The 14,214-nt window shown below is 69.1% G+C and carries 13 protein-coding genes and 1 pseudogene; 4 read left to right on the forward strand and 10 right to left on the reverse strand.

Translation table 11 applies throughout. The features are described 5' to 3' along the window. Positions 1-95 precede the first annotated feature (95 nt). From O1Q03_RS04425 to O1Q03_RS04435, 3 genes are all read right to left on the reverse strand, one after another. Positions 96-917: an SDR family NAD(P)-dependent oxidoreductase gene (locus O1Q03_RS04425; RefSeq protein WP_269501823.1), complete on the reverse strand. Its 822-nt coding sequence runs from the start codon at positions 915-917 to the stop codon at positions 96-98. A gap of 186 nt (positions 918-1,103) precedes the next feature. Continuing rightward, positions 1,104-1,571 (reverse strand): cupin domain-containing protein, encoded by a 468-nt coding sequence (locus tag O1Q03_RS04430; protein ID WP_269501824.1) that lies wholly within the window; start codon positions 1,569-1,571, stop codon positions 1,104-1,106. Positions 1,572-1,698: 127 nt separating this feature from the next. Then, on the reverse strand, positions 1,699-2,922 hold the full coding sequence (locus tag O1Q03_RS04435) for a Zn-dependent hydrolase (protein WP_269501825.1): 1,224 nt from the start codon (positions 2,920-2,922) through the stop codon (positions 1,699-1,701). A gap of 95 nt (positions 2,923-3,017) precedes the next feature. Here O1Q03_RS04435 and O1Q03_RS04440 point away from each other — a divergent pair, with 95 nt between their 5' ends. Beyond that, positions 3,018-3,941, forward strand: coding sequence for a LysR family transcriptional regulator (locus O1Q03_RS04440; protein WP_269501826.1), 924 nt, complete (start codon positions 3,018-3,020; stop codon positions 3,939-3,941). Between the two features lie 56 nt (positions 3,942-3,997). On the opposite strand, the gene O1Q03_RS04445 is transcribed toward O1Q03_RS04440, so the two are convergent. The 4 genes and pseudogenes from O1Q03_RS04445 to pdxR all read right to left on the reverse strand — a co-directional run bounded on the left by O1Q03_RS04445 (position 3,998) and on the right by pdxR (position 7,611). Continuing rightward, positions 3,998-5,350: a pyridoxal phosphate-dependent decarboxylase family protein gene (locus O1Q03_RS04445; RefSeq protein WP_269501827.1), complete on the reverse strand. Its 1,353-nt coding sequence runs from the start codon at positions 5,348-5,350 to the stop codon at positions 3,998-4,000. A 20-nt stretch (positions 5,351-5,370) separates the two neighbouring features. Next, a complete protein-coding gene (locus tag O1Q03_RS04450; RefSeq protein WP_040139054.1) occupies positions 5,371-5,670 on the reverse strand; it encodes an ArsR/SmtB family transcription factor in 300 nt (99 codons plus the stop codon). Positions 5,671-5,856: 186 nt separating this feature from the next. After that, positions 5,857-5,994 (reverse strand): annotated as a pseudogene (locus O1Q03_RS04455) (LysR family transcriptional regulator); the annotation flags it as partial. 138 nt (positions 5,995-6,132) lie between these two features. After that, on the reverse strand, positions 6,133-7,611 hold the full coding sequence (pdxR, locus tag O1Q03_RS04460) for a MocR-like pyridoxine biosynthesis transcription factor PdxR (RefSeq protein ID WP_269502055.1): 1,479 nt from the start codon (positions 7,609-7,611) through the stop codon (positions 6,133-6,135). Positions 7,612-7,740: 129 nt separating this feature from the next. Between pdxR and O1Q03_RS04465 the strand changes: the two genes are divergently transcribed. Beyond that, positions 7,741-8,217, forward strand: coding sequence for a GNAT family N-acetyltransferase (locus O1Q03_RS04465; protein ID WP_269501828.1), 477 nt, complete (start codon positions 7,741-7,743; stop codon positions 8,215-8,217). 47 nt (positions 8,218-8,264) lie between these two features. Here the strand turns inward: O1Q03_RS04465 and O1Q03_RS04470 are convergent, their stop codons facing one another. Further along, a complete protein-coding gene (locus O1Q03_RS04470) occupies positions 8,265-8,990 on the reverse strand; it encodes a class I SAM-dependent methyltransferase (protein WP_269501830.1) in 726 nt (241 codons plus the stop codon). A gap of 217 nt (positions 8,991-9,207) precedes the next feature. Between O1Q03_RS04470 and O1Q03_RS04475 the strand changes: the two genes are divergently transcribed. After that, positions 9,208-10,221, forward strand: coding sequence for a hypothetical protein (locus tag O1Q03_RS04475; protein ID WP_269501831.1), 1,014 nt, complete (start codon positions 9,208-9,210; stop codon positions 10,219-10,221). Positions 10,222-10,462: 241 nt separating this feature from the next. Then, positions 10,463-11,272, forward strand: coding sequence for a TlpA family protein disulfide reductase (locus O1Q03_RS04480; RefSeq protein WP_269501832.1), 810 nt, complete (start codon positions 10,463-10,465; stop codon positions 11,270-11,272). Positions 11,273-11,473: 201 nt separating this feature from the next. On the opposite strand, the gene O1Q03_RS04485 is transcribed toward O1Q03_RS04480, so the two are convergent. Together O1Q03_RS04485 and O1Q03_RS04490 are read right to left on the reverse strand one after the other, a co-directional pair. Next, a complete protein-coding gene (locus O1Q03_RS04485) occupies positions 11,474-13,057 on the reverse strand; it encodes a DHA2 family efflux MFS transporter permease subunit (RefSeq protein ID WP_269501833.1) in 1,584 nt (527 codons plus the stop codon). Beyond that, entirely contained in the window at positions 13,054-14,172 is a 1,119-nt protein-coding gene (locus tag O1Q03_RS04490; protein ID WP_269501834.1) for an HlyD family secretion protein, read from the reverse strand. The genes O1Q03_RS04485 and O1Q03_RS04490 overlap by 4 nt, the downstream gene beginning before the upstream one ends. Between the last annotated feature and the right edge of the window lie 42 nt (positions 14,173-14,214).

Genomic DNA, 14,214 nt, shown 5'->3' on the forward strand with positions numbered 1-14,214 from the left:
GCCAGGCGGCTTCGCCGCCGGCGGGCGACGCGGGCACGCGGCCGCCGCGTCGCCTCAACCGCCTCGATCCACACCGTCCCCGCAAGCACCCTCCGTCACGTCAGGTTCATCCCCCCATCGAGCATCACGATCTCGCCCGTCACGTAATCGGACGCGACGAGCATCGCAACCGTCTGCGCGACATCGTCCGGCGTCGCCGCGCGGCGCATCGGCGCGCGCTCGCGCCACAGTTGCTGCGCTTCGGTCCAGTCGGCAGTCAGCGGCGTATCGACGAGCCCCGGCGCGACCGCATTGACGCGAATCGCCGGCGCGAGCGTGCGCGCCAGCAAGCGGGTCGTGTGATTGAGCGCGGCCTTGGCCGCCGCATACGGAATCGACGCGCCCTTCGGCCGCACGCCCGCATGCGAGCTGACGTTCACGACGCACCCGGCACGCCCGCTCGACGCCGCCTCGAGGAGCGCGGGCTGCGCTTCGGCGACGAGCCGGAACGGCGCGATCACGTTGATCTCGTGCATCTCGCGCCATACCTCCGGCGTCGCGGCGGCAAGATCGTCGTGCGGAATCACGCGGCTCGCGCCCGCATTGTTCACGAGCACGTCGAGGCGACCGTGCACCGCGAGCGCATCGCGGATCAGCCGCACGCGCGCCGCATCGTCCGCGAGATCGGCCTGCACGTAGGCTGCGCCGAGTTCGCGCGCCATCGCGCGGCCCGTGTCGGCGGAACTGCGCGAATGCAGGATCACCGCGTAACCGTCCGCCGCCAGGCGCCGGGCGATGGCCGCGCCGATCCCCGATGTCGATCCGGTGACGAGCGCGACGGGCCGCTGCACGCGCGACGCGCGCGGCTCGGCGACGGTTTCGGTTTCAGCTTCCGTTTCGGAAATCGGGGCGTTCATCGGCGGATGCGGCGCGTCCATGGCGTGAAATCCTGTCAGTGGCGTTCCCGCATCATAAGCGCGACGCCGCGACCGAGAGCGAACATGACGGCCACTGCCGTCCGGATCGCACGGAACGGATCGCGCCGGAAGCGATACGCGCCCGGCGAGCAAACGACGCAAACGATGCGAACGAGCAAGCGAGAGCGCAAGAAACCGAATGCGCGCTCAAGACCGCGCAGGCAACTCGACGAAATCTTCGAGCTCGCCGGCGATATGCAGCCGCTTGCCGATTCGCGGGTATTCGCACACGTCGTGTTCGAGACGCTGGCCCATGATCAGCAGTTCGAGCGGCGCATCGCCGGTGTTCTCGAGCACGTGCGCTTCGCCGCCGCGCGGGAAGCCGAGGAAGTCGCCCGCGCCGATGTCGTGACGGCGCTCGCCGATCGTGACGGCGCCCGTGCCGGACAGCACGTACGCGCATTCCTCTTCGTACAGGTGACGGTGATACTCGGACGATTCGCTGCCCGGCATCAGCGTGAGCAGATGGGCGCCGATCTGCGTGAGACCGGTCAGGTCGCTGAGCTGTCTTTTGAGGCGAACAGCGTTGGGATTCAGCGAATGCACCGCGCGCGTCGGCTCCATCTTCGCGATGTCGGCGGCTTTCAGCAGTTCCCGGGGAGGTGTCGTGGACATGGGGATCTCGTCAGCGTGAATGCAGCGGTTGAACGCGCCGCCCGCGCGGGCACGGCGCATACGCAGCGCCATTGTCCGACATTTTCACGCAGACGAGAAAGGCACACATGCACGCCCGAGCGCACCGCTACCGCGCGCAATCGGCCAGCAGGTTCGCGAGCACCGACGCGCCTTGCGCGAGATGCTGCGGATCGGCATCCTCGGCCTCGTTGTGGCTCAGGCCGGCTTTGCACGGGACGAACACCATCGCGCTCGGCGCAACGTACGACAGGTTCACCGCATCGTGCCCCGCGCCGCTGCACATCTCGAGATACGGATAGCCGGCGGCGACCGTCGCGTGCCGCACGCGCGCGACGCAGTCGGCATCGAACACCACCGGCTCGTATTCGGCGATGGTGTGCACGTCGACCTGCGTGCCGCGCAGCGGAATCCGCTCGCGGCAGATCGCGTCGATATCGGCGACGAGCCGCTGCAGCGCCGGCTGCGACGGATGGCGCACGTCGACGCTGAAGCGCACGAGCCCGGGAATCGTACTCGGCGAATTCGGTTGGCACGCGACGTGGCCGACGGTCACGCGCGCCTCGGCATCGAACGCGTGCCCATGCTCGACGATCGCGGCGATCATCGCGGCCGCCACGCCCATCGCGTCCTTGCGCACGCTCATTGGCGTCGTGCCCGCATGCGACTCGAAGCCGGTCACCGTGACGTCGAGTTCGTAGATGCCCTGCACGCCGGTCACGACGCCGATCGGTATACCGGCGTTCTCCAGCACCGGGCCTTGTTCGATATGCGCTTCGAAATAGGCCTTCGGCATCTGCCGCTCGCGCTCGCGCCCGGCGAAACCGGTGCGCGCGAGTTCGTCGCGCAGCAGCACGCCCGTCTGCATGCACGGCCGGCCCAGCGCGTAGTCGAGATCGAGCGTGCCCGCATAGACGGCCGAGCCCATCATGCCCGGCGTGAAACGCGAGCCCTCTTCATTGGTCCACGCGACGACGTCGATCGGATGGCGCGCGACGACGCCATGCTCGTTCAGCGTGCGAATCGCTTCGAGGCCCGCGAGCACGCCATAGACGCCGTCGAAGCGGCCGCCGAGCGGCTGCGTATCGAGATGGCTGCCGCACATCACGGCCGGCGCGTCGGGCTGCGTGCCGGGCCGGCGCGCGAACACGTTGCCGATCGGATCGATGCGGATGTCACACCCGGCTTCCTCGCACCAGCGGATGAAGCGTTGCCGGCCGAGCACCTCGTCGCCGCTCAGCGCGAGCCGGCAGCTGCCGCCGCGCGCGGTCGCGCCGATCGTCGCCATCTCCATCAGCGAATCCCACAGCCGTTGCTGGTTAACGAGAATCATCGCGACCGCTCCTCAAAAGCTCCGAGCATATACACTCGATCCGATAAGAAAAATCCAAGATTTCGTTGCGTGCGATAACTTCCTCTTGTCACCCCATGAAGCTCAAGCAGCTCGATGCGTTTCTCGCGGTCGCCGAACACCGCACCATCCGCGGCGCGGCCCGCGCGCTCGGCGTCACGCAACCGGCCGTCAGCAGCGTCGTGCGCGAGCTCGAAGCGGAGCTCGGCGTGCCGCTCGTGATGCGCAGCGTCAAGGGCATCGCGCTGACCGATTACGGCAGCGCCTTCGCGATTCGCGCGCGGCTGATCGTCGAGGAGATCCAGCGCACGCACGACGAAATCGAGCAGTTGCGGCTCGGTACCAGCGGATCGGTGTCGATCGCGGTCAGCCCGACCGTCGCGCTCACGATCCTGCCGCGCGCATTCGACGCGTTCACGCGCAAGCTGCCCGGCGCGACCGTCAACGTCGACGATGCGCTGACCGCGACCGATCTTGCGCGGCTGCGCGACGGTTCGCTCGATTTCATCGTGACCCATCAATTGTCGAACGCGCTGCCGGAGCCCGACGAATTCGCGAGCATTGCACTGTTCCGCACGGCGTTCGTGGTCGTCGCGAGAAGCCGCCATCGGCTCGCGCGGGCGCGCTCGCTGCGCGAGCTGGGAGATGCGCAATGGTGCGTGCCGCGTTATGGGGAGCGCGGCGACGATCTGGTGCACTCGATCTTCACGCCGTACGGGCTCGAGATACCGAAGCGGGTGCTCCACTGTCCGTCGTTCGCCGCGACGCTCGGGCTCGTGTCGCAGACGGATGCGCTCGGCGTGTTCGCGCGGCCGCTCGCCGATGTCGAGCGCAAGTCGCGCGGAATCGTCACACTCGATCTCGCCGAGCCGCTGCCGACGTTGACCGTCGCGATCGTGATGCGGCGGCATGCGTTGCTGACGCCGGCCGCGCTGCATCTGATCGACTGCCTGAAGGCGGCGTCGGCGAGCGTGCCGGGGAAGGATGACGACGGCGCGTAGTCAACCCAAGCGCGACGACGCAAGCACCGCGCCCAACGCATACGCGCCGTCGCCGTTCAACCCACGTGCACGCCGCGCAGTTTCGTCAGCAGCGCGACGAGACGGTCGATGTGTTCGTCCTCGGTGCGCCACGACGACACGCTGATCCGAAATGCCGGCCGCCCCTGCCATACGGTCTGCCCGAACCACACGCTGCCGGAATCCTGCGCGGCCTGCAGGATCGCGAGCGTCTCGTCGTCGGTGCCGGCGCGCACGAGCACCTGGTTCAGCACCACCCGGTTGAGCACGTCGTAGCCGGCCGCGCGCAGCCCATCCGCGACGCGCGACGCCTGCGCGCAATGCCGCTCGACCATCGTCGCCACGCCGGCACGGCCGAGCGAGCGCAACGCGGCCCACACGGGAATGCCGCGCGCGCGCCGCGAGAATTCGAGGTTCAGGTTCTTCTGCGCGTCCTGCGCGCCGCTCAGGTAGACGGCGTCGCTGTTCATCGCGGTCGCGAGCGCCGCCGCGTCGCGGCAGATCACCATCGCGCCGTCGTACGGCGTGTTGAGCCATTTGTGACCGTCGGTCGTCCAGCTGTCCGCGCCGTCGATGCCGTCGGTCAGCGCGCGCTTCGCCGATGCGCGCGCCCACAGGCCGAACGCGCCGTCCACGTGCACCCATGCGTTGGCGGCTTTCGCGCGCGGCATCAGCGCGGCGAACGGATCGAACTCGCCGGTGTTCACTTCGCCGGCCTGCACGCACAGGATCGTCATGTCGTCGAGCGGCGGCAATTGCGCGGGATCGATCCGGCCGTGCGCGTCGACCGGTGCGACGACGACGCGCTTCATCCCGAAACCGAGCACGCGCAGCGCCTTCTTCACCGTGATGTGCGCGAGTTCGGAGAGCACGACCTTCACTTCGGGCGCGCCGATCAGGCCGTCGTCGTCGACGTTCCAGCCCTTGCGCGCCAGCAGCGCACGCCGCGCGGCGACCAGCGCGACGAGCGTACAGGCCGTCGCGCTCGTGCCGAACCCGACCGCGCTGTCTTCGGGCAGCCCGAGCACGTCGACGACCCAGCGCGCGGCCTGCCGCTCGATCGTCGCGGCCACCGGCGAATTCGCGAACGACGACGCGCACTGGTCCCACGCGAGCATCAGCCGCTCGGCCGCGGCCGCAGCGGGCAGCGTCGCGCCGATCACGAAGCCGAAGTAGTTCGGGCCGTTCGATGCGACGGTCGCCGGCGTGCCGCGCTCGTCGAGCAGGCGCAGCACGTCGTCGGCCTGGCGGCCCGTATCGGGCAGCGGCTCGTCGAAGGCGGCGAGGCCGGCCAGCGCGGCGGCGTCGGGATACGCGCGCCGTTCGTTCGTCGATGCGAGATAGTCATGCGCGCGCCGGTCGGCGTCGGCCAGCAGTGCGAGTTCGTCCATGTCGATTGCCTCTGTGAAGATCAGAGTTGCAGGAGGTCGCGGCCCAATCGATGCAGCGCATCGTCGATCCGCTTGTAATACGTGAACTTGCCGACGCGCGTGGCGCGGACGAGCCCGGCATCCGCGAGGATGCGCATGTGGCGCGTGGTCGTGGCCGGCGCGATGCCGAGCTTCTCGGTGATGTAGGTGCAGCACACGCCGAGTTCGTCGAAGTCGCCGTGCGGCTGCGGCGGGAAATGCTTGCGCGGCTGCTTGAGCCAGCGCATCACGGCCAGGCGGCTTTCGTTGGCCAGTGCACTGATGCGGGTGACGTCGTCCATGGGTCCGGCCCCGGTTAACGTTTCGAATATTAGCTAAATGACGAAGCGTGGACAACGAGATCGGCGGGCGATTCGTGCGTTTGCCGTCGTGTTCGGGCCGGGCCGTCCATCGATGCATCGCATTAGACGTTACAGCGTCGGAAACCGGCATCGGCGCGCACCGGATGCGGCGCGACCGGTGTGCGATCAAGCCGTCGTCAGCGCCTGCGTCAACCGGTCGATCAGCGCGCGCACGCGCCGCGGCTGCACGCCGGCGCCCGGATAGACGATCTGCAGGCCGATGTCGCCCGGCGAGAAATCGCGCAGGATTTCGACGAGCGCGCCGCCGCACTGCGATGCAATCGCGGCGCGTCAGCCGTCACTGCCGGGCCATCGGCAGCACGCGTTCGCGCGGCTCAATCCGCCGATGCGCGGATAAGCCGACAGGCACTGCGATGCAATCGCGTCGCAGCGCGCCAACCGTCACCGCCTGACCAGCACGCGGTCGATCATCTCGCCGATCCGGCGCGCGAGCGCATCCATCCGCTCGGCCGGCACGCCGCCGTAGCCGAGCACGAGCCCGTTGTAGCCGTGCGCGGTGCCCGGCACGCAGAACGACGACAGCGGCCGCAGGATCAGCCCGTGCGTGCGCGCGACGCGGCTCAACTCCATGTCGGCCACCGGCACGTCGAGCCGCGCGGACAGATGCATGCCGCCCGCGCCGCCCGATACCGTCAGCCGTGTGCTCAGCCGCCGCGCCAGCGCGTCGTGCAACGCGTCGCGCCGCTCGGCATACACGCGGCGCATGCGGCGCAGATGCCGCGTGAAATGCCCGGCGTCGATGAAATCCGCGAGCGCGCGCTGCTCGACCGCGCGGCCGTGCAGCATCAGCGCGCCCGCCGCGTCGCGCAGCGGCCGCGCAAGCGCGGGCGGCACGACCATGAAGCCGAGCCGCAGCGCCGGAAACATCACCTTGCTGAAGGTGCCGAGGTAGATCACCGGCGCGTCGTCGGCGAGCCCCTGCACGGCCGCGTGCGGCGTGCCGTCGTGGCGGAACTCGCTGTCGTAGTCGTCTTCGACGATCCACGCGCCGGCCGCGCGCGCATGCGCGATAAGCGCGAGCCGCCGCTCCAGGCTCATCACCGCGCCGAGCGGATACTGGTGCGACGGCGTGATGTAGACCAGCTTCGGCGCACGATCGCGCCAGTCGTCCGGATGCGGCGCGAGCCCCTGCGCATCGACGCCGATCGGCTCGACCCGCAGGTCGGCCGCGAGAAACGCGTTGCGCGCGCCGTGATAGCCGGGGTTCTCGATCCATGCGACATCGCCCGCATCGGCCAGCGCGCGGGCGCACAGGTCGAGCGCGCCCTGCGTGCCGTCGGTGACGATCACCTGCTCCGCATCGCAACGCACGCCGCGCGACGCGCGCAGATAAGCGGCGATCGCATCGCGCAGCGCCGCGTCGCCTTCCGCCGGCTGGTAGCCGAGCTGCGCCGGCCCGGCCGTGCGCCATGCGCGTTCGATGCAACGCCGCCATTGCGCGAGCGGAAATTCATCGACGGCCGGCGCGCCCGGCATGAACGGCAGCGACTCGTCGAGGCCGCTCGTCGCGCGCTCGGTGCGTGCGACACGTCGCGACAGCACCGTCGTATCGCCGGCGGGCGCCGCAGCAGCGGCCGGCGACGCGCGCAAGCCCATCCGCGCCACGACCGTGCCCTGCCGCGTGCCGGCGACGAACCCTTCCGACGCGAGCCGCTCGTACGCGTACAGCACCGAATTGCGCGCGATGCCGAGTTCGCCGGCCAGCGTGCGCGACGCGGCAAGCCGCGCGCCTTCGGCGATCCGGCCGCTCAGGATCGCGTCGCGCAAACACGTATATAGCCGCTGCTGCTGCGACATCCGCGTGACCGCATGCGGCCCCGCTTCGCGCTCGAAGGTCGACAGCAGCACCGCGTAATCCATCGTGGCTCCAGAAAGAGGAAGTGTCATGGGTCTACACATGGTGCCACGAAGTTTCTATCGTGGATGCCTGTTCCCGTTTCCGGCCGCGCCGGCAACGCTTGATTTCATCCCTTCGACAGGTTCTCCACCATGAACGCTACCGACACCAGCCTGACCGTGCGCCCCGTGCGCGAAGACGATTTCGACCACTGGCTGCCGCTGTGGGACGGCTACAACCGCTTCTACGGCCGCTTCGGCGACACCGCGCTGCCGCGCGACATCACGCAGCTCACGTGGTCGCGCTTCTTCGACGGCTACGAGCCCGTGCATGCGCGTGTCGCGGAACGCGACGGCCGCCTGGTCGGGCTCGTGCACTTCCTGTATCACCGCAGCACGACGCTCGCCGGCCCGACGTGTTATCTGCAGGATCTGTTCACGCTCGACAGCGAACGCGGCAAGGGCGTGGGCCGTGCGTTGATCGAAGCCGTGTACGACGCCGCGCGCGCGCATCGCGCGGAGCGCGTGTACTGGCAGACGCACGAAACGAATCACACCGCGATGCGGCTCTACGACACCGTCGCGGAGAAAACCGGCTTCGTGATCTATCGAAAGGTGTTGCCGCGCTGATCGGACAGCACGCTGCACGGCCGCGGTCATGGCCGCGCCGCAAGGATTCAAGCGAGCGGCCGCGCCTTGATCCACAGAAACAGCGGCACGCGCGACCACTGCTTCAGCTGGTCCGTATCCGCGCGGTCGGGCAGCGGCTCGCGCAGCGACACGATCGCGAAGCCGGCCGCCTCCAGCGCATCCATGTAAGCCTGAAGCGGCAGCGACCAGCCCGCGAAGTGCATCGACAGCCCGTCGCGCGTTTCCACGCCCTCGAAATGCGCGCTGCCGAAATACGTGCCGTCCAGCACGAACGGCGCATCGGGCTGCGGCCCCGCGAAGCGGCCGCGATCGCGAAACGGATGCACGAGCGACACGAACAGCAGCCCGCCCGGCTTCAGCACGCGGCGCGCCTCGCGCAGCGCGGCCGGCATGTCGTCGAGATCCATCAGCACGTTGTACGCCATCACGACGTCAAAGCTGGCCGGATCGAACGGCAGCGATGCGGCATCGGCAAGTGCGTAGCGGTGCGCGGAATCGGCGCGGCGCGCGGCGTCGAGCATCGCCGGCACCGCATCGCTCGCCGTCACGTCGTAGCCCAGCGCCTTCAGCTCGCGGCTCACGCGGCCCTCGCCGCAGCCGATCTCCAGCGCGCGGCCGGTTCCGCGACCGATATACGCGGCCAGCCCGTCGCGATACTTCCAGAACGCGTCGTGGCCCGGCCTGCCGGCCCAGTCGATCCATTGGTCGGCAACGTACGTCCAGTGTTCGGTGATGATTTTCGTGTCGGTCATCTGCGCGTCGGTTCGATGTTCGTTCGATGGTCGTTCGGTGTTCTGCGCGTTGGCCCAGAACGCGATGGTAAGCCGAAGTCGCCGCGCGCGTGAGCGCGGATCGCGCGCCGGCCGGTTTCCGTTTGCGGCAGCGACGTTCTACAGTAACGAGACAATCCCGCGCTCCGCCACGCATCGGCGCCGCTCGGCGATGCGCACCCGATTTCGAGGAAAGTCGATGCCGAGTATCGTCTCCGGTCCCGCCGATCTGCCGCCGAGCACCGTCGCCGCCGAAACGCGGATGGTGCACGACGTCGCCACGCTGCAGCCGGCCGACTATCGTTCGCCCGACGGTGCGTCGTGGGTCATCGCCACCATCACCCCCGCGAAGGACAGCGGCGCGATCGTCACCGGCAACACCTACTTCGACACCGCGAAACAGCAGACCGTCGCGGTGCCCGACGCACGCCGCCGCTATGCGAATCGCGGCACGTGGCAGGTCGTCGCGCGTTCGAGCCCGTCGGTGCCGGCCACCGGCCGTTACGACTGGCTGACGCTCGCGTGGCTCGCGATCGACCGGCGGCCGCTGCCGCAAACGCCCGACCATCTGTATTCGCCGTTCATTCACGGCGGCACGATCGTTTATCGATGGGATCCGGCCGCGCAGGGCGGCGAGCAGTTCGGCAACGTGCGGATGATTTTTCCGGAATGGAAACAGCAGGTCGCGCAGGTGCTGCGATCGGCTCCGGCCGACGACGCGCATGCGGCGATCGCGGCACAGGTGTCGGCGCTCGATCGCGCGAAGCAGGACAGCAACCCGATGGCCGCAGTGATCGACTTCGGCAAGGCCATCCAGGACGAATCGGCCGACCGGATCGCGTCGACGCTGCCGGCATTGCTGCGCGCGAACGATCTGCACGAGGTGTCGGCGATCGTGTATCAGTGCCTCGCGGCGTCACGCGAGGCGGACCGGCCGCGCCTCGTCGAAGCGATCAACGGCTCGATCTTCTCGCTCGACGACAGTGCGCGGCTGCTCGCGATCGCGTACGGCGCGTTCGCAGCCGGCCGCGTGCGGCCTCGACCATTCAGCGATCCCGAGCAAACGGCGCGCATCAACGACGTGTTTACCGCGCTGAAACAGCGGACGTCGGCGCTGCACGTGCCGGTTGCCGCCGGTTCGCCGTGGGCCGAGTTCTTCACCGCGTACCGGCTCGGCGGCTCGGCCGCCCGCTCCGACGGCAACGGGAAGTAACCGGCGCGTGTGGGCACGAGCTTCGGTTCTTGCACGATACTCGGGAGGCCTGCATGAAAGCGACGTCGTCCTGAATGCCGGTGCCGCGTACCCGCGCTTCATCCATCGGACGATGCGCGCCGCCCGCCGACGCAGGAAAAACCGGGAACCCGCGTGCATGATGCGGGGTCGAAACGCGACACGATCGCCGCCGGCATCGCCGTCTACGGTCGCTCCTCTTCTCCTCCAGCCCTTTCTTCCCATGTTGAGTCTCGGTCCCTTTTCGATCCGCGTCATCGCCGTTGCCGCCGCCGCGCTGCTGGCGTGGCTCGTCGCGCGCTTCATGCAGCGCCGCCCGCCGGACGGCCAGCACAAGACCGCGTCGAGCCTCATTCTCGACGTGCTGCTGCTCGGGCTGATCGCCGCGCGTGTCGGTTACGTCGCGCAGTGGTGGCGCGACTATGCGGCCGCGCCGCGATCGATCGTCGCGCTCGGCGACGGCGGCTTCGACTGGCGCATCGGCATCGCGGCCGCGCTGGTGTTCGCCGCGTGGCGGCTGCGTCGTCTGCCTGCGCTGCGCCGGCCGGTGGCGGCCGGCATCGTCGTGGGGCTCGCCGCATGGGGCATCGCGCAGGGCACGCTCGCGACGCTGCAGCGCAACGCGCCGCCGTTCACCGCGATGCGGTTCGAAGCGCTCGATGCGACGCCCGTGCTGCCGCAACGCTATGCCGGCAAGCCGGTCGTCGTGAACCTGTGGGCGACGTGGTGTGCGCCGTGCCGGCGCGAGATGCCGATCCTCGCGCAAGCACAGCGCGATCATCCGGACATCACGGTGCTGATGCTCGACCAGGGCGAAAACGCGCAGGCAGTGCGCGCGTTCCTCGCGCAGCAGGGTCTGCGCTTCGACAACGTGCTGCTCGATCCGTCGCTGCATGCGATGCAGGCGTACGGGTCGCGCGGCTTGCCGACGACGCTGTTCTTCAACGCGAACGGCGAACTCGTCGAATCGCACATGGGCGAGATCACGGCAGCGCGGCTGAACGACACCCTGTCGCAGCGATTCGGGCAGTGATGCCCTTCGGCCGGCCAAATACGGCCGGTGCGCCGCACGGCCGTTCACGATCGAATAGGCGGAGCCGGCCGCTGCAGCGTAGCGGCGCGCAGCCATACGCGCGTCGCACGCGTCACGGCCGCGACAGCACCGTCACGCGAATGCGCATGGCCTGAATTTTTCGCCTGGTATGTGGCGCGCGATAGCGGGCGCGCATCCCCATCACGCTTTCTTCTTCCCCTTCAACACGAACGCCGCCGCCGTACACGCGAGCATCGCGACACCTGCGATCAGAAACGTATCGCTGTACGCCATCAGAAGCGCCTCGCGCATCACGCGCTGATTCACCAGCGCGAGCGCCAGTTCGTGCACGCCGCCGGTCGCCGCACCCGGCAACGCCTCGTCGCGCGGCACATGCACGCGCGACAGCAGCCGCGCGAGCGTCGCCATCCGCTCCTGGAACGCAGCCGAGAACGGCGTCACCGCTTCGCCGATCCGCATCGCATGCAGCTTCTGCCGCTCGACGACGATCTGGCTCGCCACCGCGATGCCGATCGCACCGCCGACGTTGCGCACCATGTTGAACACGCCGGACGCCGAGCCGAGCTGCGCCTTCTCGATCCCGTCGACCGCCATCACCGACAGCGCGATCACGACCAGCGACTGTCCGATCCCGCGCACGACGAGCGACGGCACGATCACGTTCGACGCGGCATCGGCGGTGAGATGGATGTTCATCAGGCAGCCGGCCGCGACCAGCACGAAGCCGAGCACGATCGTCGCGCGCGCGCTCGTGCGGCGCATCAGCGGCGGCGTCAGGAACGACATCACGAACTGCACGATCCCGTACGGGATCATCGCGAGCCCGATGTCGCGCGCACTGTAGCCGTGCAGTTCGGCGAAGTAGTTCGGCACGAGGAACACGACGCCGAACACCACCGCGCCGAACAGAAACTGCATCAGGCTCGCGATCCCGAAGTTGTAGCGGCCAAGCAGCCGCAGGTTGATGAACGGCTCCTTGCGCCGCAACTCGATCGCGACGAACGCGACGAGCCCCGCCGCCGCGACGGTCGACAGCTCGACGATCAGGTTCGACGCGAACCAGTCCTTGCGCCCGCCCTCCTCCAGCACGATCTGCAGCGCGCTCAGGCCGAGCGCCATCGTCGCGATCCCGAACCAGTCGGCCTGGCGCAGCTTCGACAATTGCACGGGCACCGGCCGGATTGCCCACGCGATCGCGACGATCAGCGCGATCGCGGGCGGAATCTGCAGGTAGAAGATCCAGCGCCACGAATACATGTCGGTGAGCCAGCCGCCGAGCGACGGCCCGGCCGCCTGCGCGACGTTGTTCGCCACCGCGAACAGCGCCATCCCGAGCGGATGCTTCGACGGCGGCAGCTCGGTGACGATCAGCTGGAACGACAGCGGAATCAGCACGCCGCCGAACGCACCCTGCAATGCCCGCGCGACGATCATCGACGAGATGGTCGGCGCAACCGAGCACGCGACCGAAAACGCGAGGAAGCCGGTCGCGCCGACGAGCAGCACGCGGCGGGCGGAAAACACCTGCACGAGCCAGCCGGTCAACGGGATCACGACGATCTCCGCGACGAGGTACGCGGTCGAGATCCACGATCCCTCTTCGAAGCTCGCGCCGAGCGAGCCGCGAATGTCGGGCAGCGATGCATTCGTCACGTGCACGTTCATCCCCGCCATGAAGCATCCGAACACGCCGCCGAGCACCGCGACCCACGCGCGCAGCGACACCGCTTCGTCCGGTGCGGCCGGTGCCGCCGAAGCCGTCACGATGCGGCTCCCGTCGCACCGCGCGTATCGACCCGCGCGAGCACCGACATCCCGGGCCGCAGCACGAGGCCCGGCGGCAAATTATCGAGCCGGATCTTCACGGGCACGCGCTGCACGATCTTCGTGAAGTTGCCGGTCGCATTGTCGGGCGGCAGCAGCGCGAACTCGGCGCCCGAGCCCGGCGCAAGCCCGATCACGCGACCATGCAGCGTGTGGCCCGCATACGTGTCGACGTCGATCTCGACCGGTTGGCCGTCGTGCATCGCGCCGAGCTGGGTCTCCTTGAAGTTCGCGACCACGTACACGTCGCGCAACGGCACGACCGCCAGCAGCGGCATGCCGACCTCGACGTACTGGCCGGCACGCACCGCGCGCTGGCCGATCGTGCCGTCGCGGGTCGCGCGGATCACCGTGTGTTCGAGATCGAGCTGCGCGAGCGCGAGCTTCGCGCGCGACGCGGCGAGCCGCGCCCGGGCCTGGTCGATCGCGGCCGCGCTTTGCGCGCGGCGCCGGCGCAGCACCGTCTGCTGATCGTCCTGCGCATGGACGGCCGCGTTCGCGCGGGCCAGCTCCGCACGCGCCTTCAGCGCATCGGCGTGGGCCTGCTCCCAGCGCTGTCCGCTGGCGGCCGATTCGGCGAGCAGATGCCGATAGCGCTCCGCATCGGCATCGCGCCGCGCGGCCTCCGCACGCGCGGCGGCCGCGTCGGCCTGTGCCTGCGCGATCACGCTGCGCTGCTGGCCGATCTGTGCGTCCAGCGTCGCGGCCGCGGCCTGCTCGGCCTGCAGCGTGGCATCGGCCGCGGCGACCGCCGCCTGCGCGTCGTCGAGCTTCGCGCGGTAGTCGCGTTCGTCGAGCGTGACGAGCACGTCGCCGCGCCGCACCGGCTGGTTGTCGTCGACGGCCACGCTTGCGACATAACCGGCCACGCGCGGGCTGACGGTCACGACATCGGCGCGCACGTAGGCGTCGTCGGTCTGTTCGATGAAACGGCCGATCGTCCACCAGTGCCAGCCGAACACGGCAAGCGCGATCACGACGATGAAGGCGAGCGCGGCGATCCAGTGGCGCCGGGCGAACCGGGCGGATTTTTCAGGTACGGCGGTGGTGCTCATGAGCGGATTCGGAATGGTGGGTTGCGTGCGGGTTCACGAACG

This window comes from Burkholderia sp. IMCC1007, assembly GCF_027257875.1.
Classification (GTDB): domain Bacteria; phylum Pseudomonadota; class Gammaproteobacteria; order Burkholderiales; family Burkholderiaceae; genus Burkholderia.

What these genes read in the sequence shown, in the direction of transcription:
- O1Q03_RS04425 (WP_269501823.1), bottom strand. Translation starts at nt 917, where the DNA reads ATGGACGCGCCGCATCCGCCGATGAACGCCCCGATTTCCGAAACGGAA.
- O1Q03_RS04430 (WP_269501824.1), bottom strand. Translation starts at nt 1,571, where the DNA reads ATGTCCACGACACCTCCCCGGGAACTGCTGAAAGCCGCCGACATCGCG.
- O1Q03_RS04435 (WP_269501825.1), bottom strand. Translation starts at nt 2,922, where the DNA reads ATGATTCTCGTTAACCAGCAACGGCTGTGGGATTCGCTGATGGAGATG.
- O1Q03_RS04440 (WP_269501826.1), top strand. Translation starts at nt 3,018, where the DNA reads ATGAAGCTCAAGCAGCTCGATGCGTTTCTCGCGGTCGCCGAACACCGC.
- O1Q03_RS04445 (WP_269501827.1), bottom strand. Translation starts at nt 5,350, where the DNA reads ATGGACGAACTCGCACTGCTGGCCGACGCCGACCGGCGCGCGCATGAC.
- O1Q03_RS04450 (WP_040139054.1), bottom strand. Translation starts at nt 5,670, where the DNA reads ATGGACGACGTCACCCGCATCAGTGCACTGGCCAACGAAAGCCGCCTG.
- pdxR (WP_269502055.1), bottom strand. Translation starts at nt 7,611, where the DNA reads ATGGATTACGCGGTGCTGCTGTCGACCTTCGAGCGCGAAGCGGGGCCG.
- O1Q03_RS04465 (WP_269501828.1), top strand. Translation starts at nt 7,741, where the DNA reads ATGAACGCTACCGACACCAGCCTGACCGTGCGCCCCGTGCGCGAAGAC.
- O1Q03_RS04470 (WP_269501830.1), bottom strand. Translation starts at nt 8,990, where the DNA reads ATGACCGACACGAAAATCATCACCGAACACTGGACGTACGTTGCCGAC.
- O1Q03_RS04475 (WP_269501831.1), top strand. Translation starts at nt 9,208, where the DNA reads ATGCCGAGTATCGTCTCCGGTCCCGCCGATCTGCCGCCGAGCACCGTC.
- O1Q03_RS04480 (WP_269501832.1), top strand. Translation starts at nt 10,463, where the DNA reads ATGTTGAGTCTCGGTCCCTTTTCGATCCGCGTCATCGCCGTTGCCGCC.
- O1Q03_RS04490 (WP_269501834.1), bottom strand. Translation starts at nt 14,172, where the DNA reads ATGAGCACCACCGCCGTACCTGAAAAATCCGCCCGGTTCGCCCGGCGC.